Origin of the sequence: Collinsella aerofaciens ATCC 25986 (assembly GCF_010509075.1) — a bacterium.
In the GTDB taxonomy this organism is placed as follows: domain Bacteria; phylum Actinomycetota; class Coriobacteriia; order Coriobacteriales; family Coriobacteriaceae; genus Collinsella; species Collinsella aerofaciens.
Genome location: NZ_CP048433.1, coordinates 1,282,455 through 1,308,445 on the forward strand (window position 1 = coordinate 1,282,455; position 25,991 = coordinate 1,308,445).

General features: G+C 62.2%; 19 protein-coding genes. 4 read left to right on the forward strand and 15 right to left on the reverse strand.

Going from position 1 to position 25,991, the window contains the following annotated elements; translation table 11 throughout:
- Positions 1–45: 45 nt before the first annotated feature.
- The 4 genes from lgt to GXM19_RS05940 form a co-directional block, all read right to left on the reverse strand.
- Entirely contained in the window at positions 46–867 is an 822-nt protein-coding gene (lgt, locus tag GXM19_RS05925; RefSeq protein WP_006234922.1) for a prolipoprotein diacylglyceryl transferase, read from the reverse strand.
- A 109-nt stretch (positions 868–976) separates the two neighbouring features.
- The gene (locus tag GXM19_RS05930; protein ID WP_035137589.1) at positions 977–1,255 is read right to left on the reverse strand and encodes a NifU family protein; all 279 of its coding nucleotides are present in this window, start codon (positions 1,253–1,255) and stop codon (positions 977–979) included.
- A 171-nt stretch (positions 1,256–1,426) separates the two neighbouring features.
- Positions 1,427–1,951 carry a deoxycytidylate deaminase gene (locus GXM19_RS05935; RefSeq protein ID WP_050766113.1) on the reverse strand — a complete coding sequence of 175 codons (525 nt, stop codon included), beginning with the start codon at positions 1,949–1,951 and terminating at the stop codon, positions 1,427–1,429.
- A gap of 84 nt (positions 1,952–2,035) precedes the next feature.
- Positions 2,036–2,887, reverse strand: a complete 852-nt coding sequence (locus GXM19_RS05940; RefSeq protein ID WP_006234919.1) for a type III pantothenate kinase — start codon at positions 2,885–2,887, stop codon at positions 2,036–2,038.
- A gap of 289 nt (positions 2,888–3,176) precedes the next feature.
- On the opposite strand from GXM19_RS05940, the gene GXM19_RS05945 reads away from it, so the two are divergent.
- Positions 3,177–4,880, forward strand: a complete 1,704-nt coding sequence (locus GXM19_RS05945; protein WP_040358977.1) for an OPT/YSL family transporter — start codon at positions 3,177–3,179, stop codon at positions 4,878–4,880.
- Between the two features lie 201 nt (positions 4,881–5,081).
- Here GXM19_RS05945 and GXM19_RS05950 read toward each other — a convergent pair whose 3' ends face one another.
- The gene (locus tag GXM19_RS05950; RefSeq protein WP_006234917.1) at positions 5,082–8,537 is read right to left on the reverse strand and encodes a CAP domain-containing protein; all 3,456 of its coding nucleotides are present in this window, start codon (positions 8,535–8,537) and stop codon (positions 5,082–5,084) included.
- 307 nt (positions 8,538–8,844) lie between these two features.
- Between GXM19_RS05950 and GXM19_RS05955 the strand changes: the two genes are divergently transcribed.
- Positions 8,845–9,984, forward strand: coding sequence for a DUF389 domain-containing protein (locus GXM19_RS05955; protein WP_006234916.1), 1,140 nt, complete (start codon positions 8,845–8,847; stop codon positions 9,982–9,984).
- Positions 9,985–10,107: 123 nt separating this feature from the next.
- Here GXM19_RS05955 and GXM19_RS05960 read toward each other — a convergent pair whose 3' ends face one another.
- From GXM19_RS05960 to GXM19_RS11290, 4 genes are all read right to left on the reverse strand, one after another.
- Entirely contained in the window at positions 10,108–10,557 is a 450-nt protein-coding gene (locus GXM19_RS05960) for a hypothetical protein (RefSeq protein ID WP_006234914.1), read from the reverse strand.
- Positions 10,558–11,053: 496 nt separating this feature from the next.
- Positions 11,054–15,844, reverse strand: coding sequence for a 2-hydroxyacyl-CoA dehydratase (locus GXM19_RS05965; RefSeq protein WP_006234913.1), 4,791 nt, complete (start codon positions 15,842–15,844; stop codon positions 11,054–11,056).
- An 11-nt stretch (positions 15,845–15,855) separates the two neighbouring features.
- Positions 15,856–16,566, reverse strand: a complete 711-nt coding sequence (locus tag GXM19_RS05970; protein ID WP_040358972.1) for a TetR/AcrR family transcriptional regulator — start codon at positions 16,564–16,566, stop codon at positions 15,856–15,858.
- A 632-nt stretch (positions 16,567–17,198) separates the two neighbouring features.
- The gene (locus GXM19_RS11290; protein ID WP_050766112.1) at positions 17,199–17,642 is read right to left on the reverse strand and encodes an IS110 family transposase; all 444 of its coding nucleotides are present in this window, start codon (positions 17,640–17,642) and stop codon (positions 17,199–17,201) included.
- Positions 17,643–17,764: 122 nt separating this feature from the next.
- Here GXM19_RS11290 and istA point away from each other — a divergent pair, with 122 nt between their 5' ends.
- Both istA and istB read left to right on the forward strand, forming a co-directional pair.
- Positions 17,765–18,997: an IS21 family transposase gene (gene istA, locus GXM19_RS05980; protein ID WP_006234496.1), complete on the forward strand. Its 1,233-nt coding sequence runs from the start codon at positions 17,765–17,767 to the stop codon at positions 18,995–18,997.
- On the forward strand, positions 18,997–19,770 hold the full coding sequence (istB, locus tag GXM19_RS05985) for an IS21-like element helper ATPase IstB (RefSeq protein WP_006234495.1): 774 nt from the start codon (positions 18,997–18,999) through the stop codon (positions 19,768–19,770). The genes istA and istB overlap by 1 nt, the downstream gene beginning before the upstream one ends.
- Here the strand turns inward: istB and GXM19_RS05990 are convergent.
- From GXM19_RS05990 to GXM19_RS06015, 6 genes are all read right to left on the reverse strand, one after another.
- A complete protein-coding gene (locus tag GXM19_RS05990) occupies positions 19,760–20,569 on the reverse strand; it encodes an IS110 family transposase (RefSeq protein WP_115596217.1) in 810 nt (269 codons plus the stop codon). The two genes, istB and GXM19_RS05990, sit on opposite strands and share 11 nt — an antisense overlap.
- A 397-nt stretch (positions 20,570–20,966) precedes the next feature.
- Entirely contained in the window at positions 20,967–21,824 is an 858-nt protein-coding gene (locus tag GXM19_RS05995; RefSeq protein WP_006234903.1) for an HAD-IIB family hydrolase, read from the reverse strand.
- Between the two features lie 115 nt (positions 21,825–21,939).
- Positions 21,940–23,202 (reverse strand): MFS transporter, encoded by a 1,263-nt coding sequence (locus GXM19_RS06000; RefSeq protein ID WP_006234902.1) that lies wholly within the window; start codon positions 23,200–23,202, stop codon positions 21,940–21,942.
- Positions 23,203–23,302: 100 nt separating this feature from the next.
- On the reverse strand, positions 23,303–23,965 hold the full coding sequence (locus GXM19_RS06005) for a TetR/AcrR family transcriptional regulator (RefSeq protein WP_040358969.1): 663 nt from the start codon (positions 23,963–23,965) through the stop codon (positions 23,303–23,305).
- Positions 23,966–24,039: 74 nt separating this feature from the next.
- Positions 24,040–24,378 (reverse strand): P-II family nitrogen regulator, encoded by a 339-nt coding sequence (locus GXM19_RS06010; protein ID WP_006234900.1) that lies wholly within the window; start codon positions 24,376–24,378, stop codon positions 24,040–24,042.
- 190 nt (positions 24,379–24,568) lie between these two features.
- Positions 24,569–25,846: an ammonium transporter gene (locus GXM19_RS06015; RefSeq protein ID WP_040358967.1), complete on the reverse strand. Its 1,278-nt coding sequence runs from the start codon at positions 25,844–25,846 to the stop codon at positions 24,569–24,571.
- Positions 25,847–25,991 lie beyond the last annotated feature (145 nt).

Here is a 25,991-nt window from a genome sequence, read left to right on the forward strand (position 1 = left end):
GAACCACCACAAAGGTTCCTGTCCCCTTTGTGGTGGTTTTGGTGGTTAGGCGTCCAGGTAGACGCGCTGGGGCTGGTTGCGGCGACGGGCAAAGATGATGAGCGCCAGGCCCGCGATTACGAGCGGCAGGCTCAGCAACTGGCCCATGGTGATAACGCCACCCAGTAGATAGCCCAGCTGCGCATCGGGCACGCGCACAAACTCAATGAGGAAGCGGACGATGCCGTAACCCATCACAAACACGCCCATAAACGTGCCTTGGGGCAGTAGCGGCTTTTTGCGGCTGAGCACCTGCAGAATGCAAAAGAGCACGATGCCCTCAAGAAATGCCTCGTAGAGCTGGGAGGGGTGACGCGGCATATCGCCCGCGGTGCCACCGAAGACCACGCCCCAGGGCAGATCGGTCGGCTTGCCCCACAGCTCACCGTTGACAAAGTTGGCACAACGGCCCAGGCACAAGGCCAGCGGCGCGCCTATGACGGCAAGGTCTGCCAAAGTCCATGCGTCGAGCTTGTACATGCGGCACACGAGCACGCCGCCGATAACGCCGCCCACCAAACCGCCATGGAAGCTCATGCCGCCCTCGTTGGTGGCAAAGATCTCGAGCGGATGCGCCCAGTAGTAGCCGTCGCCGTAAAAGATGACGTAGAACAGGCGGGCGCCAATGATAAGGCCAAAGACCACGCCGACCACGACACTCGTCAGGTCGTCGACCGTAATGTCAAAACCCCAACGGCGCTGCGTGCGGTACATGACGACCGCCGTAAGCAGAGCTCCGACCACATAGGCCAAGCCGTACCAGTAGATGGTGATGGGCCCCGCCGAGATGGCGACGGGATCAAGCATATGGTAGAGGTCGTTGAGCATATCGACCCTCCTACTCCCTACATACAAATGCGGCCGCGGGCCTTGCGCTCGCAGCCGCATATTTGGGCGTAACGTCTATGCGGAGTATGCCGTCCGCAGCTTTCGCATCTTAGAACGGCGCGTACTCGTCGTACAGGTCCTCGGCCTCGCCGGAAGCATTGACCTGCTCAACGCGGGTAACGCCGGGCACATGCTCCTTCAGGATACGCTCAATGCCCATGGACAGGGTCAGCGAGCTCATGGGGCAGCCGGCGCAGGCGCCCTGCAGCTCCAGCTTGACGACACCCTCGTCGTCAACGCCCACATACTCCATATCGCCGCCATCGGCCTGCAGGTTGGGGCGGATCTCTTCAAGAACCTTCTTAAGCAGCTCTTCGTTAACAGCCACAGGGGCTCCTTTCTCACAATAACGCGGGCGCGCCCGCGGACAGAAGCTATGTTACTACAGCCATGTACCCGCTCACGAGCCGTCCATGCGCGCAGACGCGACTTTCACGAGTAGTCAATTTGGGACGGGACTCTTTGAGCTGCGTTCGTCGTCAGATAGCGACAACGCATATTACTGTCGAGCCTGTCCCCCGGTACCAATCTGGACATCGACGATAACCTGGCGGTAGCTGATGCCGCAAGAGTCGAGAATGCGGCGGCTGATACGGCCGTCATCGGTGTCGGCGTACTTGTTGTCCAGGTAGACGACCTCGCCCACGCCCACCTGAGCCAAAATCTTGGCGCAGTCGTGGCACGGGAACAGCGTGACGTAGACCGTGGAACCCTCGAGGTCCTTGAGCGAGCCACGGTAGTTGAGCACGGCGTTGGCCTCGGCATGGACCACGTAGTTGTGCTTGTCCTGCAGCGGGTCGTCGCTCGTACCCCACGGAAAAAAGTCGTCGTTGAGCGCCGAGGGTGTACCGTTGTAGCCCACCGAAAGGATGCGGTGGTTGGTGTTGGCGATGCACGCACCCACCTGCGTGTTGGGGTCCTTGCTGCGGCGCTGTGCGGCGATGGCCACGCTCATAAAGAACTCGTCCCAGCTAATGACGTCCAGGCGCTTGCCTGACGAAGTTTGATGAAGATCGTCCGACATGGCAGACACCTCCGTAATCGCAATAGTTTGACCCATTGTAGCAGGTGAAAGGTGGAGGCGTTTGTCCCACCGGCGCCCTCACTTTTACACGCGGCGGGGCTTTTGGTTGATGCGGTAGAGCTCGGCGAGACCCCGCAGCGTCAGCGCGTCGTCGACCGTCAGGCTATGGCCGACCAACGCCGCGAGCGCCTCGGCATCATCGCCGGTGATGATGATGGGCACGCTGCCCTCGCCCGCCGCCTTGGTCGCGCGCATCTCGGCAAGCACCATATCGAGCATGCCGTCGATGCGGGCCACCTCGCCCAAGACCACGCCCGAGCGCATAGCCTCGCGCGTGTTGCGGCCGATCACATGCGTGGGCGCCGAGGGCTCGACCTGAGGCAAACGCGCCGCGGCCGCCGAAAGCGAACGGGCGCCAAGCGCCAGACCCGGCGCGATGACGCCGCCCACAAAGGTACCGCGCGCGTCGATGACCTCGATATTGGTCGTCGTGCCCAGGTCAATCACGATGCACGGCGAGCCGTAGACGGCGCGTGCCGCCACAGCGTCGGCGATGCGGTCGGGGCCGATCTCGGCCGGATCGTCGTAGTGTACGGGCATGCCGGTCTTGAGGCCCGGCCCCACGGTGAGCACGCGTCCTGTGCAGGTGCGGGAAAGCGCCGTCTTCCACGGGCGCTCGAGCGCCGGCACCACGCAGCTCAGCACTGCGGCCGCGGGAACGAGCGCGCCGGGCATGCCCGCATCGGCCGCCAGTGCGGCCATGACCCGTGCGAGCCTCATGCGCGCTTCGTCGGCCGTAATGCTCGACGGCGTCGTGATCTCGCACGTCGCAAGCGGGCATTCCTGCGCCGCGGCCGAATCCTCGGCAAACAGACCAAAGCGAATGAACGTGTTACCCACGTCGACCGTCAATATATATGCGCACCCATTAAGCATCGCCGGCGCTCCTTTCGTCTGTCCAGCAGTATATCCCGATGATTATTCTGGGACGGGGATTTAAAAATCATTGCGTACCTAATGATTTTTAAATCCCCGTCCCAGAATAATCATCCTTTGGCCGAGCCCGGGGTAGCTAAAAAAGCCCCGTCCCAAATGAGCTAGCTTGCGGCTATACTGGTGCGCGGTCGCGCGCGAGCTCACGCGGCGGCCCTTGGTAACCCGACTTCCCGCGCCGTATCCGTAGCGGCGCTCCCGGGGGAAGCGGATATACGCAAAGGAGTTCTATATGAGCAATCCCTCGAACCGCGCCTCGATGCGCGGGCAACTCACGCTGCGTGGCGTCGTCATCGGCGTCCTTGGCTGCGTGATAATCACGGCAAGCTCGGCCTACACCGCCCTCAAGATGGGCGCACTCCCCTGGCCGATCGTCTTCGCTGCCGTCATCTCGCTGTTCTTCCTTAAGCTCATGGGCAACGCCAGTCTCAACGAGGCAAACGTCACCCACACCATCATGTCCGCAGGCGCCATGGTCGCCGGCGGTCTGGCGTTTACCATCCCGGGCGCCTGGATGCTGGGCTATGCCGACCAGATCAGCTGGCTCGACATGTTTATCGTGGCACTCGCCGGCACCATCTTGGGCCTTCTGGCGACAGCGCTCATCCACCGTCACTTTATCGTGGACGCCGCACTTGAGTTCCCCACCGGCAACGCCGCGGCTCAGACCCTGCGTGCGACCGAGGCCGGCGGCAAGACCGGCAAGCAGCTCTTTGGCTCCATGGCCATCGCCGGCATCTACAGCGTGCTGCGCGACGCCCTGGGCGTGGTGCCCAGCATGCTGTGCACGCTCAATATCCCCGGCGTGACCTTTGCCATCTACAACTCGCCCATGTTGCTCTCCGTCGGCTTCCTCGTGGGCTTCGCCCCCGTCGCGTTCTGGTTTGCCGGCGCGCTGCTGGGCAATTTTGGCATCATCGTCGGCGGCACCGCTGCCGGCCTGTTTGACGTTATGACGGCACAGGGCATTGTTAAGTCCCTGGGCATGGGCCTCATGATGGGCTTTGGCGTCGCCGTCGTCCTCAAGGACATCCTGCCGCAGGTCGCCGGTATCGTCCGCGGTCTTGCCGCCGACAGCTCCACCGACACCGACGAGCAGTCGCTCATCTCGGGCTCCCTTAAGCTCGACGCCGGCATCATCGGCCTAGGCGCTGCCGCCATCGCCGTGGTCATCGCCATCGTGCTTGACCTTGGCCCCGTTCCGGCCGTCATCGTCACGCTGTTCACCTTTGTCACCACCATCATGAGCGCACAGAGCTGCGGCCAGACGGGCATCGACCCCATGGAAATCTTTGGCCTCATCGTTATGCTCATCGTGGCTGCCTTTGCACAGATCGCTCAGGTCAAGCTGTTCTTTATCGCCGGCATCGTAGCCGTGGCGTGCGGCCTTGCGGGCGACGTCATGAACGACTTTAAGGCCGGCGCCGTGCTGGGCACCAACCCGCGTGCGCAGTGGATCGGCCAGGCCATCGGCGGCATCGTGGGCGCCCTGGTCGCCGCAGCCGTCATGGTCGCGCTCGTCACCGCCTATGGCCCGGACGCCTTTGGCCCCGACAAGAGCTTTGTTGCCGCGCAGGCAAGCGTCGTCGCCACCATGGTCTCGGGCATCCCGAGCGTGCCGTGGTTCGTTGGCGGCTTTATCGCCGGTATCGTCATGTACTGGCTCGGCATTCCGGCCATGATGATCGGCCTGGGCGTGTACCTGCCGTTCTACATGTCGCTCACGGCATTCCTGGGCTCCTGCGTCAAGCTCGCCTACGACAAGTGGTCCGCCCACCGCGACGCCACCGCTGGTCTTTCTGACGAGGAGAGGGCTGCCAAGGACGCCGCCTTCCAGGAACAGGGTCTGGTTGTCGCCAGCGGCCTGCTCGGCGGCGAGTCCATCGTCGGCGTTATCCTGGCGTTTGTCTCCGTGGGCTTAAGCCTGCTGGGCTAAGTCGAGCAGCTGCTCGACAGCAACCATATTGCCTACGATTTGCCCGGTCGGTAGCTTTCGCGGCTACCGACCGGGCTTTTTGATATCGAAACAAAGAAAGGCCGGCGCGCTGCGTATGACAGCGCGCCGGCCTTATCGGTTAAGCCATCGAAGCGCTCCTGCTATGAACCGAAGTTCGTTGCAGAAACTACGCTCGAAACGCTACATCTGCTTGCGACGACGATCGCTCAGCATCACACCAGCGGCCACGAGGGTGATACCGCCGATGACGAACACCTCGCCCGCAAGAGCGGAGTCATCGCCAGTCTGGGCGAGCGCGGCCGACGTGGCCTTCTTCTTGGCGACAGGAGCCTTTGCAGCAGCCTGCGCAACCTGAGGCTTGGCCTGCGGCTCGGCCTTGGGATGATACTTGTCGTACTCGGCCTGCGCGGCAGCCAGGGCATCCTTGGCATCGCCAAGCTCGGCAAGCGCGGCGGCATAGGCGTCGTTGGCATCGGACAGCTTGGCATCGGCATCGCTCAAAGCAGCCTTGAGACCAGCGGCGGCATCGACGGCAGCCTTATAGCGAGCGTAGGCAGCGTTCAGCTTGACCAGCTTCTCGTTGCCCGTCGTGCCCGCGGCAAGGGATGCCTTGTGATCGACAGCCTCAAGATCGGCCTTGAGTGCCTCGTCGTTGGCAAGCTCTGCCTTGGCCTTGAAGATATCGAGGTTCGCATCGACGACGGCTTCGTTGGCGGCCTCGAGCTGCTTCTGGGCATCGGCGACACCGGCGACGGCGGCGTCATAGGCGGCCTTGGCGTCGTCGACCGCCTTCTGGGCGCCGGCGAAGCGCTCGAAGGCCTTGTTTGCGGTGGCAAGCTCGCCCTCGGCGGCCTCGGCCTTCTCCTGTGCGTCGGACAGGGCCTGCGCCTTGGCGGCAACCGCCTGCTTGGCGTCCAAAAGAGCAGTCGCGGCCTGGACATCTGCGGCCTGGGCCTTGTCTACACCAGCCTGGGCGGCATCGTCGGCCTTCTTTGCCTCGTCAAGCGAGCCCTGCTTATTCGCAAGGCCCGCTTGGGCGGCATCGCGCTTGGCAGCAAGGTCCTTGACCGAAGCCGTGGCGTTGTCATACGCCTCATTGGCCTGTTCGGACTTTGCCTTGGCGGCATCGCGGGCGCTGCGAACCTTCGCCTTGTGAGCAGCGGCCTCGGCTGCCTTCGTCTTGCTGTCAGCAAGCGTGGCGTTTGCCTTATCGAGAGCCGCCTGGGCAGTAGCGGCCTCGGCCTTGGCGGCATCGAGGTTCTGCTTGAGGGACTCGATGTCGATTCCGCCGAGGGCGTCCTTCGCGGCGTCATATGCTGTCTTCGCGGCGGCGGTGCCGGACTTAGCCTTCTCGTACTCGCCCTTGGCGGTGTTCACGTTCGTGTCGGCCGCGGTATAGTCGTCGCGAGCGCTTTCTTGCTTATCCAATGCGTTAGAATAAGCCGTTCCGGCAGTCCCGAAGTTCTTCTGCGCCTCCGCCAGCTTATTCTGTAGCTGCTTCAGCTGCTCCTTCTGCTCCTGCGTGCCGCCTGCGTTGTAAGCGGAATCGATATAGTCGTTGAGGAGCTTCTTGAACTCTGAGACAGTGAAATCGGCCTGGGTATCATCAGCGCTGTAATCGAAGATGGTTACCTCGGAATCGGTATTCTTTCCGCTACCGGTTGCAATACCGATGGCTTCCGCAGCGGCATCGATGATGTTGAGATAATGTCCACACTCTTGATAGATGCTGTTGTAGTTCTGGGAGATATAATAGGCATCATATCGGTGGCTGCCGAGTTCGTCGCCATACTGCGCGACGTACTTATCGAATGCCTCTTTTTCCTGGGTGTAGAGACCGGTATAGGGCCAACCGAGGGTGTCCTCGGTCTCTCCACCGGTATATGCACCGCCGCCGCCTGCAAGATTTTCACCGTTATCATAGTAGCAGCCAGAGTGCCCCCAGATATTCGATGAATACGATGTATTAAGGGCAGCTGCCACAGTCATGCGGAGGCTGACGCTGAGCGCCGACTGGCCGTTCGCCTTGCGAAGGTTGTTCTGGGTGTCGAGATATGTCAGGGCGTTGCGCATCTGCTCCAGGGAAAGCGGGTTGGTGTCGCGAGACATGTCCTGATCGACGTACTGGTCATACCATTCGGCCTTGTCATCGGCACCGGTCAACGTCGATACGGCATCCTGGGCGTTCTTTTTCTGCGTGGCTGTGAACTGGCTGCCGCCGATGATGTAGTTCATGAAGCCGAACATACCCTGGTTGATGACATTCTGGTCTACGGTCATGTTCGACTTGAGGTCGGCAATCTGCTGGTTAAGCTTCTCGACCTCGGCGTTTGCGGCGTCGTATGCATTGTGCGCGTCGGTTACTTCAGCACGAGCCTGATCGAACTCGTTGCTCTTCTGCTGACGAATCTCGACGAGTCGGTCGTACTCAGCCTTCTTGTCGGCCTCGGTCTGCTGGGCCTGCTCGTATGCCGTCTTCGCGGCGTCACGCTTACTGGCCGCGTCCTTGTACTCCTTGTTTGCCGCATCGTATGCAGACTGGGCAGATGCCACAGCAGCGTTGGCGGCGTTGGCCTTCTCCTGCGCGGCGGTGACGGTAGTCTGCGCAGCCTGCAGGTTCGCCTGTGCGGTGGCGTCTGCAGTCGTCGCGGCTTCGAGCGCGTCCTGCGCGGTCTTGAGCTCACCAGCAGCAGCGATCTTGGCGGCCTCAAGCGCGCTCAGGTCAACACCCGTACCCGAGACGGCAGCATCGAGCGCGGCCTGCGCCTGGTTGAACTTCTGCTGGGCGTTATCGCGCGCGGTGGTTGCGACTGCGAGAGCAGCGGCAGTCTCCTGCTTCTTGGCCTGGGCAGTCGTCAAAGCTGCCTCGGTATTCTGCTTTTCCTGCTGGGCGCTAGCCTCGGCAGCCTTGGCCTGGTCCAGATTGGCCTGTGCAGTAGTAACGGCCTTATTGGCGTCATCGAGCTTTGCCTGCGCGTCCTCGACGGCCTTCTTGGCGGCCTCGTACTCGTCCATACCCATGGCCTCGAGCTTGGCCTGGGCATCATCGAGGGCCTTCTTGGCCTCATCCTGCTTTGCCTTGGCGTCCTTGAGCGCCTGGGTCTTATCCTCGACACTCTTGTTGGCCTGTTCGAGCTGATCGTTCAGGTCGCCCAGCTTCTTCTGCTGCTGCTCGGTCTTTTCGACGGCGGCTTTAAGCTCGTCAATCTTCTCCTGAAGCGCGGCTACCTCGGCCTCGTTCTGCTCGGCGGCGTTATCGGTCACGGCCTGCGAGGCCTGATTCTTTTGCTGCTGCGCCTGCTTTTGAGACTGGCCCGCCGCGTCGGCCTTCTTCTGGGCGGCATCGTAGGCGGCCTGAGCGTCCTTGAGCTGCTTTGCCGACTCCTCGGCCAGCTGGGCAGCCGTCTTTACGACCGCTTGGTTACCGGCGGTAACGGTATTCTCTACAGAACTACCCCCCCCCTGAACAGAATCGCCGTTACCGGTTGACGGTGCGGCGATTGCCGCCAGCGGCGACATGAGCGGCTGAGCGATGAGGCCCGCCGTCAAAACGGTTGCGACGGCGCGGTTAGCAACGCCCTTGACGTTGACAGTCTTGGCCCGAGGCTCAAAGTGTTGTGGACTGTAGTTTGCCATGGCTTTCTCCCTTTGACACGGATGTATCCATACGTATCAAACGGTAGCTGTCGATTTTTGAATTCTGTTGCGCAACATTGGCGACCAGCGTATTTTTTGAAATTTACGCTCTCGTGCTTCACAATTTCGTCACATATGTAGGAGCTGGCGCATCATATTCTTGCGGGATCGAATTGAGCCTGTGATTTGCATTTGCTCCCGCGTCATCTGCCCTATCGAATCCCACATCCAACAGACGCCCTGCCCGCCACGGTGTAGAGTTAGGACAACGGGCGCGTTGCGCGGACCGCGCTGGAACGAGGTGGACATGGAACTCGACAAACAACAGATCAAGCGACTACGCGAACGCCATCACCGGCGCCACGGCATCCGCCCCGCCCATAGCGAGGCCATGGAGAACGCCACCCGCTTCCTAAAGCGCGCATTCAACATTCGCGAGGGTCGCGCGCCCTACCACGTAATCCGCAAGCGCTTTGTAAACGGGGCACGCCTGACCGGCTCTCACCTGTGCATCCTCATCATCGCCATGCTCATCGCAAGCATCGGCCTCGATATCGATTCGGACATCGCCATCGTGGGCGCCATGCTCATCTGCCCGCTTATGGGATCGGTCCTTGCCATGGCATACGGCATCGCCACGCTCGACCGCGAGATTACCGTCGAAGCCATCGCCAGCCTTGCGCTGCAGATGGCCTTTTGCCTGGTCACGTCCACGTTGTACTTTAAGCTCTCGCCCCTTGGCACCGCCACGGCCGCCATCGTCGACAACTCGACGCCCACCGTGTGGGACCTTGCCGTCGCGCTCGCGGGCGGCTTTGCGGGCGGCCTGGGCAACTCGCGCGACCAGGAACCCGCCACGCTCATCGCCGGCGTGGCCGTGGCAACCGCGCTCATGCCGCCCCTGTGCGCGGCGGGTTATGGCATTGCCATCGCGAGCGGGTCGCTGTTCCTCTCAGCCCTCTACGAGTTTGGCATCAACGTCGTCTTTATCGCGCTGGCGGCCGAAGCCGTATTGCTTCTTTTGCGTGTGCCGCTCAAGCGCGACCTCAACGGCGACGGCATTGTAACCGCTGAGGAAGACGCCGAGGTCGACGAGCTGTCGCGCAAGGTGCGCCGCCGCATCATTGTGGGCACGGTGATTTTTGCCATCCCCTGCATTGTTATGACGGCGGGTTCCATTGGCTCGGCGCAGGCCGGCGTGCAGGACGGCTACGGTGTCACCGAAACTACGCGCGAACTTGCCGCGGTGCTGCCGGGCTTTAAGGATTACACCGTCGCCGTCGAGACCTCGGCTGCCGAAGGGGACGAGGAGGGCATCGTCGAGCGTGAGATTGTCGCCCATGTGACAACGAGCGAGGCGCTCGGAACGCACGACCGCCACGTCGCCCGCAAGCTCATCGACCTCAACGTGCCCGAACTCGATCGCGTGGAGTTTGATGTGGAGTAATGCCAGCGCGGGACGAATGCTCGCACGGACGCAAGTTACAACGAGGCGCAGACGCGATACGGACACGAGCAAATGGCGGGGCGCAGTTCACCCGCGCCCCGCTCGCTGTTTTATTGCCGTGAATCAGACGTCCGCATCGACATCGCCAGATTCCACTGTAAACGCCGGATCGGTGCTCACCAGATAAAATCGGGTCACCTTAGTATTTCTAATTAGGTAAATCTGCCCCTGATTGCGTCGGCGCGATATATACGCAACGTGAATCGTGCCGAATTCTTCGCCGTTTTCCTTCTTTAATATCAGGATGTTGGGGTCATCCGTACGCTTAAACTGCCCGTCTGTGCAGATTCCGTCTTGATCGACCAGCTGCCATCGACAGTTGTCCTCCTCAAGAAAAGCCAGGGTTTCCCGACTCGTTTTGTCATCCCGATAGTAACCATCAATGGCAAACCCTTCGGAAGCGCATTCCTGCATATAGGACGTTTCTCGGCTTATAGCAAACAGCCCTGTAGCGCCCAGGAGCACAGCCAGGCAGACCACTGCAAGGGTTATCGAAATAGCACGGCGACCCATGTTAGCCCAACCGATAGCTGTTTAACGGAGCGTGAAACATACCTGGAACCTCCGATGTCAGGGGGAACGTCGCCAGCAGGCTGGCGACAACTATATGTTTCTGACATCAAACCATATGGCCGCCACTCGCGGAGGGGGCATCGGCGAACGGCGTGTTTTCATACTCCATTGGTCAAACCCAAGCGCAGCGCTACAGCTCGTACTTGTACACGCGGTAGATGTACTTCTCGGCTTCCATTGCGTAGGCGGCGATGGGCAGTCCATAGCGGTCGTCTCGTCGTTTGGCAGATAGATCACACTGTGCTGGCCTGCGTTGAGCGAAAAATCGCCTTGGGCCTGCAGTAACTTGTCCTCAAAGCCCGAACCGGCCCAAAAATCGGACAAGCCCACGGAAGGCTGCAGCGAGATCATTTGCGCAACATATGTCCAGCAAAAACGGGTGGTAGCCGGTACGACTACCACCCGTTTGTCTTATATCCGGCTCGAAGTAGGCCAACTACTTCTTAATACCGCGCCCCAGACGCTTGGCGACCGATGCAACGGCCTCCTCACTGGCCGGCCCGCAGCTCACGCAGCCGTCATGGGCACGCATCTGCCCGGTAACCTCGTCCATCGCGAGCGGCGCCACCTTCTCGAGCTTAAAGCCCTTGCCGGCGCGCATGTTCTCCTTGGCCACGCTAATCATGAGCTTGATGCGGTTGAGCTGGTTGACCTCGGATGCACCGGGGTCGTAGTCCACCGCGACGATGTTGCTCTCGGGGTGCTGACGGCGCAGCTCCTTGATCACGGCCTTGCCCACCACGTGATTGGGCAGGCACGCGAAGGGCTGCGTGCAGATGATATTGGGTGCGCCATGATCGATCAGGTCGAGCATCTCGGCCGTGAGCAACCAGCCCTCGCCCATGTTGTTGCACACCGAAAGCACCGTGCGGGCCTTGTCCGCCATGGTGCCGATGCGCTCGGGTGCCTCAAAGCGGCGGGATTTCTCGAGCATCTCCTCCACCGGCGTGCGCATCCAGTCCACGAGTTTGATGAGCGCCTGCATACCAGCGCGCGTGGTGGCAGAGCTTCCCAGCTCGTCCTTCTGCAGCTCGGCGTTGCTCATGGAGTACAGGAAGAAGTCGAGCAGGCCCGGCACCACGGCCTCGCAGCCCTCGCGCTCGATGACATCGACCACGTGGTTGTTGGCTGTGGGGTGGAACTTGACCAAGATCTCGCCGACCACGCCCACGCGCGGTTTGGTGCCCTCGCCCACGAGCGGCATGGTGTCGAACGCGCGGATGGCCTCGCGGCACAGTTTGGTGTAGTTGTGGCGGTTGAACTTGGGCGCCAGCTTGCGGGCGCGCGCCATGTACTCCTCGTAGAGCGCGTTGGCGGCACTGGGCGTTGCCTCGTACGGACGGCAGCGGTAGAGCATCTGCATCATCACGTCACCAAAGAGCACCGCGTAGACTGCCTGCTTAAGCAGCGCCGGCGTAATCTTGAAGCCGGGGTTGTCCTCGCCGAGTGCCACGGCCGAAAGCGAGATTACCGGGATCTCGGGGTGGCCGCTCTCGCGCAGGGCCTTGCGGATGAGCGCGATGTAGTTGGTGGCACGGCAGCCGCCGCCGGTCTGGCTGATAACCACGGCCGTCTTGGACAAGTCGTACCGGCCGCTCTCGATGGCCTCCATAATCTGGCCGGTCACCAAAATGGACGGATAGCAAATGTCATTGTTCACATAGCGCAGGCCGGCCTCGACGGCGTCGTGATCGGTCGAGGGCAGCAGCTCCAAGTTGTAGCCAGCACCGCGGAACACCTCTTTGACCAGGTCAAAGTGGATCGGCGCCATCTGCGGGCACAGAATGGTGCAGCCCTCGTCGCGCATCTGCTCGGTAAAGGGCACCTTGGGCCACGCGGTCGAAGCACTCTCGCGCTGCGCCTCGAACGTGTACTTACGGCTCGCGAACGCGGGGGCATCCGTGGAAGGGGACACCGGCGCGGCATCGCCCTGCTCGTAAGCCTCGCCCGCGGCCGTGGCCTCGGCCAAGCGCTCGGCCTCCTGGTCCTTGAGCGCCGCCATGAGCGAGCGGATGCGGATACGCGCGGCGCCCAGGTTGGACACCTCGTCGATCTTGAGCACGGTATAGATCTTGCCGCTGGCCTCCAGGATCTCCTGCACCTGATCGGTGGTCAGAGCGTCCAGGCCGCAGCCGAAGGAGTTGAGCTGGATCAGGTCCAGGTCGTTGCGCATCGTCACAAAACGGGCGACGGCGTACAGGCGGCTGTGGTACATCCACTGGTCGACGACGCGAATCGGACGCTCAGGCTTCACGAGATGCGCAAGCGAATCCTCGGTAAAGACCGCAAAGCCAAAGCTCGAGATAAGCTCGGGCAGGGCATGGTTGATCTCGGGGTCGTTATGGTAGGGACGACCGGCGAGTACGATGCCGTGGCCGCCGTGGTCCTCGACCCACTTGAGGGCCTCCTCGCCCATGGTCTGAATGTCCTCGTGGAAGCGCGCATCGGCCTCAAAAGCAGCGTTGACGGCGGCATCGACCTCGGAGCGCGTGATCTTGGGTCCACGCACGCGACCGCGACCGGCTTGCGCATCGGCCACACGGTCGACGGCGAGCACCTGATACAGACGGCGCTTGAGCTCGGTCTTATCGTGATACGGCACAAACGGGTACAGGAACTCGATGTTCTGCTCGCGAATCTCGTCAATATTGAGCGCCAGCGCCGTGGGGTAGCTCATGACGATGGGGCAGTTGTAGCAGTTGCCGGCCGTCGGATCCTCCTTGCGCTCCCAGCGCACGCACGGCATCCAAATGAAGTCGACATCGCGGTCAATGAGGTTCATCACGTGGCCGTGGCTCATCTTGGCCGGATAGCAGACGCTCTCAGACGGCATGGACTCGATGCCCGCCTGGTAGGTCTTCTTGCTCGACTGGTCGGACAGCTGCACGCTAAAGCCCAGGCGCGTAAAGAACGCGTGCCAGAAGGGGTAGTTCTCGTACATGTTGAGTGCGCGGGGGATGCCGACGGTGCCGCGCGGGGCCTCGTCGGGGCTCAGCACCTCGCGGTTAAACAGCAACTCGTTTTTCTTTTTGAAGAGGTTGGGAGCCTCGGTCTTCTGCTTTTTGTGGCCGGCACCCTTCTCGCAGCGGTTGCCGGTAATGAAGCGCCTGCCGCCGCCAAAGTCGTTGACGGTGAGCTGGCAGTTGTTGGAGCAGCGGCCGCAGCGGACATGCTTTTGCGTCACGGTGAGGTGCGCGATGTCTTCGGCCGAAAGGATGGTCGAAGTGCCGTCGGCGCCAGCGCGATCGCGGGCGAGCAGGGCCGCACCGTAGGCGCCCATGCAGCCGGCGATGTCGGGACGCACGGCATGGACGCCGGTGAGCTGCTCAAATGCGCGCAGCGTGGCGTCGGACATAAAGGTGCCGCCCTGGACGATCACCTGGCTGCCGATCTCCTTGGGGTCGCGTAGCTTAATGACCTTGAACAGGGCATTCTTGATGACGGAATAGGACAGGCCGGCCGCGATGTCGCCCACCGTGGCGCCTTCCTTTTGCGCCTGCTTGACGCGCGAGTTCATAAAGACCGTGCAGCGGCTGCCCAGGTCGACCGGGGCCTTGGCATGGATGGCGGCGTCGGCGAACGCGCACACGTCCATGTTCATAGAGACGGCGAAGCTCTCGATAAAGCTACCGCAACCCGACGAGCAGGCCTCGTTGAGCATGATGTGCTCGATGACGCCGTCCTTGACGCGCAGACACTTCATGTCCTGGCCGCCAATGTCCAGAATGAACTCGACGCCGGGCAGGAACGCCTTGGCGCCGCGCAGGTGCGCGACGGTCTCGATCTCGCCGGAGTCGGCCTTGAGGGCCTCGATGAGCAGCGCCTCGCCGTAGCCCGTGGTGGTCACGTGGCCGATGGTGCAGCCGGCGGGGATGTGGTTGTAGAAATCGGCCATGATGACCTTGGCCGTGCCCAGGATGTCACCGTTGTTGTTGCCGTACCAGGTGTGCAACAGCTGGCCGTCCTCGCCCACGAGTGCGGCTTTCATGGTGGTGGAGCCGGCGTCGATGCCGATGAACACGCGGCCGGCATAGCCGTCGAGCTTGCCCTTGGGGACGACCTCGGTGTCGTGGCGGGTCTTGAACTCGGCAAAGTCCTCGTCGGTGGCAAAGAGCGGGTCCAGGCGCTCGACCTCGGCACCCTGCGTGTCACCCAGGGCATCAATGGCCTCGATGAGCTGCGGGAACGTGCTGAGCTTGTTGGACTCGTGCGCCATGGCGGCGCCGCTCGCCACAAACAGGTGAGCGTTTTGGGGCACGATACGGTGCTCCTCGTCCAGGCTGAGCGTGAGGTAGAAGCGGTGGCGCAGCTCGGAGAGATACTGCAGCGGGCCGCCCAGGAAGGCGACGTTGCCGCGGATCGGACGGCCGCACGCCAGACCCGAGATGGTCTGGGTCACGACGGCCTGGAAGATGGAGGCGGCCACGTCCTCGGGGCGGGCGCCCTCGTTGAGCAGCGGCTGCACGTCGGTCTTGGCAAAGACGCCGCAGCGGCTGGCGATGGGATAGATGGTGGTGGCGTTGGCCGCGAGCTCGTTGAGGCCGCTGGCATCGGTGTGCAGCAGGGTGGCCATCTGATCGATGAACGCGCCCGTGCCGCCGGCGCAGGTGCCGTTCATGCGCTGCTCGATGCCGTTGTCGAAGTAGATGATCTTGGCATCCTCGCCGCCCAGCTCAATGGCGACATCGGTGGCCGGGATGAGGGTCTCGACGGCACGCTTGCTGGCGATGACCTCCTGGACAAACTCCAGGTCGAGCCACTGGGACAGCAGCAGGCCGCCCGAACCGGTGATGGCGCAGGTCATTTGGGCAGCCGGCAGCACGGTCGCAGCGCCCTCGAACAGGTCGCGGGCGCAGGCGCGGACGTCGGTGTGGTGGCGCTGGTACTTGGCGTAGACGATCTGGTTGTCGTCGTTGAGCACGGCGAGCTTAACGGTGGTAGAGCCCACGTCGATGCCCAGGTGCAGGTTGCCACGAGCGTTCTCGGGGTTGAAGATCGCGCCTTCGGGGGCCTGGGCGGCGGTGGCGACTGCGGGCTCGGCGACGACGGACGTGGCTGCGTCGGCGGCAAGCGTCTCCCCCGCCGCATTCTTGGCCTCGGCAACCGCCTCGGCAACCTTCTCGGCAGCGGCAGTCGCGGCCTTCTGCGCGGCGTCCACCACGGCGGGCGCGGCCTCGCGTGCGGCAGCGACCATACGGTCCTTAATGCCCTCGACGAGTTTGCTCATTGTCTCTCCTCTTAGTTGTTGGACTCGACGGTTGCGGCGGTGTCGGCCGCGTCCTCGAGCTGCAAGTTCAATAGCTTCATGCCGTATTCCGGCACGTTGATATCGATAGGTTGGCCATACAGGTCACCGGGGCGCACAAAAGCGAGCACCGTCATAATGCGCGCCATGGCCTCGGGCGATTCGGTGAGCCCACGCTCAAACCAGCGCTGAATCATGCCGACCTCGGCACTCACGACGTAGGTGACGTAGTAGTCAAAGAACGTGCCCAGCGCCAGGCCCAAAATGCCCGTCTGTGCACGCGGCACCACAGCCTCACGTGCGGTGTCGATAATCCTTTTAATGAAGGCCTGGTCGCCGCCCGGACCCAGCAGCGCACCGATTAAGTCGCGGTTGGCCGCAAGATAACGCAGCAGCTCAACCGAACCGGGCGCCGGCTCGAGCTCATCGATGTTGTGATAGAGATCGGGCAGCTGAGCTGCGGTGATGAGCTCAATACGCTCACGGATCTCGGCCAGCAAGCCATCCTCGATTTGATTGATAAAGTCGGGGATATCGCGGTAGTGCGAATAGAACGTACGGCGCGTAAGGCCAGCGCGCTCGGTGAGCGACGCGACATTAATGCGCGAAAGGTCGCCGCTTTCGGCAAGCTCGCTGGCAAGTGCCTGGCGAAGGGCACGCTGCGAGCGAAGGGACCGGCGATCGCATTTCTCGAGCTGGGACAAGCGTCCTCCTTGTTACTCAGCCTGTGCGCTATTGCACAGTGCGAGTATTATTGCACACCGTGTGCATCAACACGTAAAGGCAATATTTTGGATGTGTTAAAGGGACAGTTTCTTTGCCATATTCAGCGACCGCCTAGGTTGTGCCAGTTGTGCCTGGCTTTTGGAGCAGCATTGCCGATTGTTCAAAATATCATTCGTGGGTAGAATAGTGTCGACGGCAGCCCAAGTTCTGGAAAGCTGGGCAGCGCCGTTGCTTGGATTAAGGGGTCAACGCCTTAGCGGCGGCGACCCCTTTAATATGAGAAAGCCATTGTCAATAGGCGTGTTTGTTGAGCCCGGTTTAAAACCGGGCTTTTTCGTTTCCCGTCGGGAGGGCCCGCGCACGCTGCACGTTTAGTCGACGCTTGCCTGGCAAGCTAATATCCGCGGGCTCTTGTGGGCGCGCTGCCGGCGGTCAGCCCGGTATGTCCGCGCACCCCACCGCATTTCGATTCTCCGCCCGGCGCGCTCGTCCGAAACCAGTCTTGTTCACGGGCGCGGCCCTTGGGCTGCCCAAAAAGGGCTCGTGAACGCGCGCCGGCGATGCGTCGAGGCGCGGGCCCTCCCGGCGGGAGGCTTGTTGTCCGACGGGGTCAGCCGAGGGTCCCCTCCGCCCGGCGCCCGATCTCCCAGACCCAGCAGGCGAGCTCGCGCGCGACGGCGGCATTTGCCTTGCACGAGCTCTTGCCCGCCGCCGCCAGCGCCTCGCGGCGGCGGCAGAGCCTGGCGGTGCAGTCGTCGGCGCGCGCCCGGATCGCCGCGGGGACGTCCACGCCGGGGGCCGGGGCCTTCGGGCGGGGCGTGCACGTCAGGTAGTGCCACGCCGACTCCACCAGTGCCGTCCTGGCGAGCCGGTTGCCCGTCTTGGTTATCCCGCCGCACCGCTCGGTCTCGCCGCTCGAGCGCTCCGACGGGACCAGCCCGCACCAGCTCGCGAAGGCCGGGGCCGTCCGGAACCTCGTGAAGGAACCCGCCTCGGCTGCGAGCCTGAAGGCCGTCAGGGTGTCGATTGTTAGCGCTAATCTAAAATTAACCACTTTCGCAAACGCATCTCGCCGAATGCGCTAACGCGCTTTCGCCGACCCCGCTAACGTACTTTCACCAACTGCGCTAACGGAACTATGCTCCGATCGGGTATCCGACCCGGGAGGAGCGGGATATGGAGCGAAACGTAATGGGAGAGCTGAACGTCTACAGGGGGTCCGGCGCGAAGCCGAACTTCAGCGAGATCGCGAGGAGGCACGGCATGGACCGGCACACGGTCGCCAAGTACTGGCGGGAGGGCGAGGCCGCCGCCGACGGGAGGTCCGCGAGGGGCAGCGCCTTCGACCCGCTCGAGGAGGTGATCCGCGCGAAGGCCCAGCTGCCCGGGATGACCAAGATGGCCGTGTACGCGTTCCTGCGCGAGGGCCGCGGGGAGGGGCTGCCCGGGTACGGCGCCTTCACCGCATGGTGCCGGGGCCGCGACGTGCCCTTCGGGGGTGTGGGCGGCCGCGAGCCGCACCCGCGGTTCGAGACGCCCCCGGGCAGGCAGCTGCAGTTCGACTGGAAGGAGGGCATGAGGCTCGTCGACTCGGAGGGCGAGGTCTTCGAGTTCAGCGTGTTCACCGCGACGCTCGGCTATTCCCGGAAGCACCGCTTCATACCGGTCAGGAGCCGCACGCTCGACGACCTGCTGTCCTGCCTGCTCGCCACCTTCACCCGCCTCGGCGGCGTCCCGGAGGAGTGCATCACGGACAACATGTCGTGCCTGGTGACCGTCTCGGGCCGCAGGAGGACCAGGCAGGAGAGGGCGTGGCGGTTCGCGCGGGAGGCCGGCTTCGAGCTCAGGCTCTGCGCGCCGCGCTCGCCGCAGACCAAGGGCAAGGACGAGTCGGCCAACCGCTTCCTGAACCGCCTGCTCGCCTACGGCGGCGAGTTCACCGGGTGGAGCGGCCTCGCCGAGGCGGTGGCCCGGATCGAGGCCCAGGCAAACTCGGAGCCGAACCGCACCACCGGCCTGCCGCCTGACGCGCTGTTCATGCGGGAGAAGGAGAGCCTGCGACCCATCGGGAACCTCCGTCTCCTCGAGTCGATGGTGGGCGACGTGAGCGTCCAGACCGTCCCGCCGACCATGCTCGTCAGGGCCGCCGGCAGGGAGTGGTCCGTGCCCAGGCGCTGCATCGGCCGGCGCGTGAGCGTCATAGCGATGCCCGGCGGCCAGGTCGTGGTGAGGATGGCCGGCGAGGAGGTCGCCGTCCACGACGCCGCGTCCGGGCCGTCGAGGCCCATCAACTACGACCCCGACCACTATGGGCAGGCCCTCGAGGGGAAGCGCGGCCTGGCCGACGCGGACATCGCCGAGGCCGCGCGCGCCAACCTCGCGCTGCTCGACTCGCTCGGAGGGGCGTGATGGGCGCCGTCGCGGAGGGTAGCCCCTCGATCAGGGCGCAGGCGAACCTCTCCGCGCTCGGGCTGCACGAGATGGCGGCGTCCCTGCCCGACTACGTGAGGATGGTCGCCGCGGGCGAGCGGGGCTTCGCCTCCGCCCTCGAGGAGATGACGCGCGTCGAGGTCGCCGCCCGGGAGGTCAGGATTACCAGCCAGCGCATACGGTCGTCGGGGTTCCCCTACGTCAAGGGGCTGGCGGACTTCGACTGGGACTTCCAGCCGTCGGTCCCGCGCGCCGAGATCGAGGAGCTCGCGACCCTGAGGTTCGTCGAGCGGGCCGAGAACGTCCTGTTCGTGGGGAGCCCCGGCGTGGGCAAGACGCACCTCGCCGTCGCGCTGGGCATCGAGGCGGTCAGGGCGGGGCGCGAGGTCAGGTTCGTGGACTGCGCCCGGCTCGTCGAGGACCTGGAGGACGCCTCGTCGCGCGGCATCCTCAAGAAGAGGCTCAAGTACTACGCCCACTCGAGGCTGCTGATCATCGACGAGCTCGGCTACCTCGACGTCGGTAGCGCGGGCGCGGACCTGCTGTTCCAGCTGATATCGACGCGCTACGAGCAGCGCTCGACGATCATCACCACCAACGTGGGGATCAGCGGCTGGGGCAGGGTGTTCGGGGACGACGTGGCGGCGAGCGCGATCGCGGACAGGGTGTGCCACCACTGCCACCTGGTCAAGATAACGGGCAGGTCCTACAGGCTGAAGGACCTGCCGAGGGACGGTCCCGTCAAGCCGTGACCGGAATCGGTGAAAATACGTTAGCGCAACCGGTGAAACCGCCTTTGCGCGAACGGCACGCCTGTTTAGCGAAACTGGTGAAAAATAGATTGACGCTAACATCGATTCCCTTGATGCAGGAGAGCGCCTCGACGGCCGGGCGCCACCGGTCGGTCCGGGCGAGGGCGAGCACCTTCTTCTCGAGCTGCCGGCGGTCCGACTCCGCGCACCTCGCGGCCGTGACGTAGTACTCGAGCACGTCGCGCTGGGGCCCCTCGAGCCTGATCCCGGATATCCACCTCCAGTGGGCGCGCGTCCAGGATCCCTTCCTCGTCCCGTCGGCGTTGCGCTCGTCCCAGACGTGGCCCAGCCTGATCAGGAACATGTTGAGGCGCTGCCTGGCGCGGCGGTACTCCACCGTGGCGTCGTCGAGGGCGCGGTCGAGGTCCCGGGCGGCCTCGACGGCCGCATCGGGCAGCGGGACCTCCACGATGTTGTGGGTGGCGAGCATGCGGGCGATGAACTCGGCGTCGCGCCGGTCGTTCTTGCGGCGCGCGTCCGCCGCCGGCCTCTGCATCTTGGAGACGGCGGCCACGGCGCAGTCGAGGCCGAGCGCGCGCAGCTCGCGCGCCATGTGGAAGCCGGTGGGGCCGCTCTCGTAGCAGGCCCTGGGCTCCTCGAACCCGAGGGCCCACTCCGCGATCTCGGCGGCGTCCGTCCCGAAGTCACGGTGCACCACCTCGCCGGTGAAGGGGTTGAACGCCGCGGCGGCGACCGATCGCGCGTGGACGTCCAGGCCGATGGAGGTAACATGGGGCATGGGAAGCCTCCTCCCCGCAGGTGCGGTAAGGGCTACCGCACGGGCCGATACTCAAAGCCCATTGTGGCATCCCGAGCCCGCGGAAAGAAGCTGCGCCGCGGGGGAGGCGACCCAAATGGCTTTCTCATATCGTCTTACGTTGCTTCGAACGTTGCTTGAGTGCCTCGGAAAGCCCGACGAGTGCCGTGGAGAACGAGACCAAAGCGGGCAGAAGTCTCACGAAATCAATCAGATCGGTCATGGGCATCACCTCCCATCAGATGGAGGGCGTTGCCCGGCACATGGAACTGCCGCCAACAGTATCAATTCTATCAAAGCGCAGTTAGATATGCGAATGTTTGTTCGTATTTCAAGAGACCAGCGTCACCTGTGACAAAGGGGCTGTCCCTTTGTCACATTATTCGATGACGGTGCGAGAGTTTTGCTTGCGCATGGTGGCGAGCATGTGTTTGGGGACGGCGTGGACCATGCAACTGCCGATAGTTGCGCTCGCGGCGGCCTTGGCGGCATCGCTTGCGTTTTTGGTCGCGTAGCTGTGGCGGAAGCGTTTGAGCATGGCGATGTCGTTGCCGCCGTCTCCGTAAACCGCGACCTCATCCTCGGCAATGCCGTAGTAGCTCGCCAGCCAGGCCACGCTCTCGCCCTTGTTGCACGCCACGTCCGTGATCTCGAACATCACCGGATCGAACGGCGCGTTGACCACGCGGTCCGATCGCTCGGCCAAATACGCCTTAAGGTCGCGCTCCAGCTCGGGCGAGGTCACGCGACAGTTAATCTTGCATACATCGTGACGCAGGATGTCGCCGATCGACTGATCGAAATACTGCTCCTCGTGATACCCGCCACGTGCACGCATACCGCGCATCACGATGCGCTTGATAGGACTGTCTTTTTTAAAGCCTGCCTGGTGCATCTCGAACGATCCACTCGAGAACATGCCATCGGGCGTGGAGCAGTCAAAACAGATATCCGGAAACTCCTTGAGCAGCTCCTCGGTAATCTGCGAGTCGATGGTCCAGGTCCTGAGCACCTCGCCATGGCTGTCGCGCACGATGGACCCATTGGAGCAGCAGGCGTCGAGTGCCAGGCCCGTAAAGCCATGCTCGCCAATCGGCAGCGTCGAGCGCCCGGTCGCGGGAACCACATGCAGGCCAGCCTCGGTCAGCTCGCGAATGGCACGGCGGATGGTCCCATCTGCCTCGTGCAGGGCGTTCAGCAGCGTTCCGTCTAAGTCACTCGCAAACATCTTGATCATGGATACGCCTCTCCTTCGTCTGCACGATATTGTAGACGAAGGAGAGGCATGCCTAAACAATGCCGTCCCGGCGCGGCGTGCCACTGTCTCCACAAATTCACGGTCCCCCAGCGCCTTAAGACATTCGCCATAAGCGACTTTTCAGCCGATTAAACAGCGCCGTCGTCGACGTCAGCACCGCCAACATGCCTGCGAATACAATCGCCGGAGCCCATCGATCATATGCAAGCCCGTAAACCAATTGGCCAATAGGCGTTGCACAGGAAAGTGTCATATAAACGAGTGCCAGCACTTTTCCGCAGAGTTCCTTTGGCGCTGACCGCTGAACAAATGAAACGATTCCGACCGATGCAATGCTTGCCCACGCCATGACCCATGCCGAGCCGGCCGCAAGCGCGGCAAACGCTAATTCATCAGGACCGCTCAGTAGCGTGACAATAATCGGTACGACTCCAAAACAAATCATCGCAACATATCGACATATGCCCTTGAAGGAAAAACGATGCGGCCAAATACCGACCAAACCACTGCCGACAAAACCACCTAAGCCCATAGCCACCTCAATAATCCCAACAAAGGATGACTGCATTCCGAGATGCTTTGCAACAATAACGGGAGCACCAATCGTTAACCCAACTAACGCAAGGTTCAAAATAGCCGCAAGCAAAAACACAACGAGCAATGATGCGTTTTGAAACAGGTACCGAATCGACTCCCGAAAATCGCTTCGGCATGTTGAGCAAGTCGTACTGTCCCCTGTCATTCCAGATGAGGCATTTTGCTTGAGTGCGCCCCCGAACAGCAGGGCTGACATCGCAAACGTCAACGCCGCGGTTTCGCATAGAGCATCGATACCAAAGCACCCATAGACTGCCGTCCCGACTACAGGCCCCAAGATATTGCTCGCCATGGTTACCTGCGAGACCAACGCTGTGGCACGCTCAACCTTTTCTTGGCCCATCATGTGCACCGTCTCAATTTGAAGCATCGGTTTCAGCAGCGATTGGATGCCATATTGGACGCAAAGCATTGCTGCCACGACAACCGCAAGAGGCAGCGAACACTTCATGGGGATAAACAGCAGTGATGCAGCCATCAGAACAATGCCGAGCACCACAAGAACCCCGCGATGTCTCCCGTGATCCGCCAAGATTCCGCCAGCCGGAGTCGCAAGCACGCCCGGCACGAACGCTATCGCCGCGACAGCACCATATAACGTTGACGAGCCGCTGCAATCGAACAAGTAAAGCGGGCACGCAAAGCACAGTGCCGACAACATCGAATACGCGCACAGCTGTGCAACAAGAAGACCGAAAAGCCTGATAGATCGCACTGTTTTTTGCGCCAACGAGACATTGCTCCTCCGCATTCCAGCCATAAGCCTGCCCCCTATACATACCATTAGTATGTATTTAATGACTTGAAAAGGGCAGCCGTGGCTACCCTTACAAATCAATTACATACCGTCAGTATCTATATTACCACCCAGCACGGTTCCATACGTCCCAAATCTGAGCCGTTGTCTGGAGCACTTCATTACCCAAATCGAGCCCCACCGCGGCCGCCATCTGCGCCAAACATTGCGCGCGAGCGAGCATTCGATCCTTGGTCTCGAGCGGACGGAACAGCGGCAGCAGCCAAAGATTCGCCAACAACGATACGGCCTCAGCCGCTTCGCGCGGGCATTTGCACGCAATGGAGCCGTCGGCGATGCCCTCCTCGATCACTGGCAAAAGACAGCCATCGGCCGACTCGTCGAACGAGCCCTGGTACTGCATCGCCAGTAGACGCGAGCTTTTTACCGGATCTGCCGCAGGATGCATGCGTGCCCATAGCTCAATTTGCGGAACGACAGACTCGGGCGCGTACAGTCGCTTGAGCTTTTGGGCTCCCGTCATATTGCCAGCACCGAGTGTCGCGCGGCGGCGCTCAACAATCGGAGCCATTGCCCGATCAAATGCGGCGTTGAAAATCTCTTCTTTGCTCTTAAAGTGATGATAGACAGCACCCTTGGTCATGCCATTGAGGCGGTCGACGATATCTTGAATGCTCGTCCCCTCATAACCCTGTGCGCAGAATAGCTCCAGCGCCGCGTCGAGAATCTTCGCGACTGTCTCCTCGGGATATTTATTACGCCCCATAATCTGTCCATCCGCAACGCAAGTCTTGTGCCTCATTGCAGTATTTTAACGTTGCGGATGGCAGGCGGTCGATTCTACACCGCGGCGGGGCCGTGTTCGCCGGTACGGATGCGGATGACTTCCTCGACCGGCTCGACCCAGATCTTGCCATCGCCGGCGGCTCCGGTGCGAGCGGCGTTGCAGATGATGTCGACAATGCCATCGACGTGCTCATCGGCGCAGATAAGGGTGAACTGCACCTTAGGGATCGTGTTGACAAGCAACTCGTTGCCGCGCACGTATTCCTTCCAGCCATGCTGTGAGCCGCAGCCCTGCACCTGGTTGATAGTCATACCGCGAACATCGGCAGCAAACAGCGCGTCTTTAAGAACCTCAAGCTTCTCAGCACGAACGATCGCCGTAATTTTCTTCATAGTAAATTCCTCTCTTTATCAAAGAAATGAATTGCCATTCAATGACGCGGGTTTTCCAGGTGCCCGAGATTGCCCCGAAAGAGGAGCGCCGCGTACTTCGGTACGCAAGCGACGGTTTGAGGGGCAAGGTCGGGTGCCTGGGAAAGCCGCGCGACGATTGAACGGCAAGGTGCGGAGCCTGGGGAAGCCGCTAGTCAAGTCCCGAGAACGAGGGATACGCGCTCTCGCCGTGTTGACTCGCGTCCAGGCCCAGCGCCTCGTCGGCCTCGTCCACGCGCAGGCTGCCGTGGAACAGCGCCTTGACCACCGCGGCGATCACCAAGTCGAGCACCAGTACAATAGCGACCGTCACCACAATGCCCAAAATCTGCGAGATGAGCAGCGAGACATCGCCCGTGTAGAACAGGCCGCCCTTACCGGTCCACGAGAGCTCCGGCACGCAGAACAGCCCCGTGAGCACGCCGCCCAGGATGCCACCGATGCCGTGGCAGCCAAACGCGTCGAGCGCATCGTCGTAGCCAAATTTGGTCTTAAGATGGCTGATGGCCAGGTAGCAGACGGGAGATACGATCAGGCCCATGACCAGCGCCGCCCACGGCTCGACAAAGCCCGCGCCCGGCGTGACCACCACAAGGCCCGCAACCAGACCGGTGCTGGCGCCCACCAGCGTGGGTCGACCGGTGTGCACGCGCTCGACGGCAAGCCACGAGACCATGCCCGCCGCGCTGGCCGTCACGGTATTGAGGATGGCAAGTGCCGCCACGGCGTCGGCCTTGAACTCGCTGCCGCCGTTAAAGCCAAACCAGCCAAACCAAAGCAGGCCGGCTCCCAGCGCCACAAACGGCACGTTATGCGGACGGTAGCTCACCATGCCAAAGCCGCGACGACGGCCGAGCATTAAGCAGAGAATCAGGCCCGTAAGACCAGACGAGATGTGCACCACGTCGCCGCCGGCAAAGTCGAGCGCGCCGATGATATCGCCGATAAAGGAGCCCTCGCCGCCCCAAACCATGTGAGCAAGCGGCGCATAGACCACGAGCAGCCAAATGCCCAGGAAGGCCGTCGTGGCACCGAACTTAACGCGGCCGGCCAGGCTGCCCGTGACGATAGCAGCCGTGATCATGGCAAATGCCATCTGGAAGGCGATGTTGATGATCTGAGGGTAGACGACACCGTCCGCAGCATTGCCCTCGGCCGCCTGCAGCACCTGGTTGAGCACCGGCAGGCACAGCAGCTGGTCAAGGCCTCCAATAAACGGACTCGAACCGTCGCCGCCATAGGCCAGAGACCAGCCGGCAACAATCCACAGCACACCAACCAGACCAATGGCGCCAAAGCACATGAGCATGGTGTTGATGACATTTTTGCGCCTGGACAGGCCGCCATAGAAAAACGCCAGACCCGGTGTCATTAAAAACACGAGCATGGTGCAGATGAGCATAAACGTTGTCGATCCCGTATCGTACATTCGCTCTCCCTTGGTCGCATGAACGTTGTCGGCGCCCATAATGCGGCCGAGGGGCAACTGGTGTAGACCAGATACGGCGTTGTTAAACGCGGCGTTGTCGAATGGAAACGGCGCCGCAACCTTGGAAACGGCGCGGCAACGGACG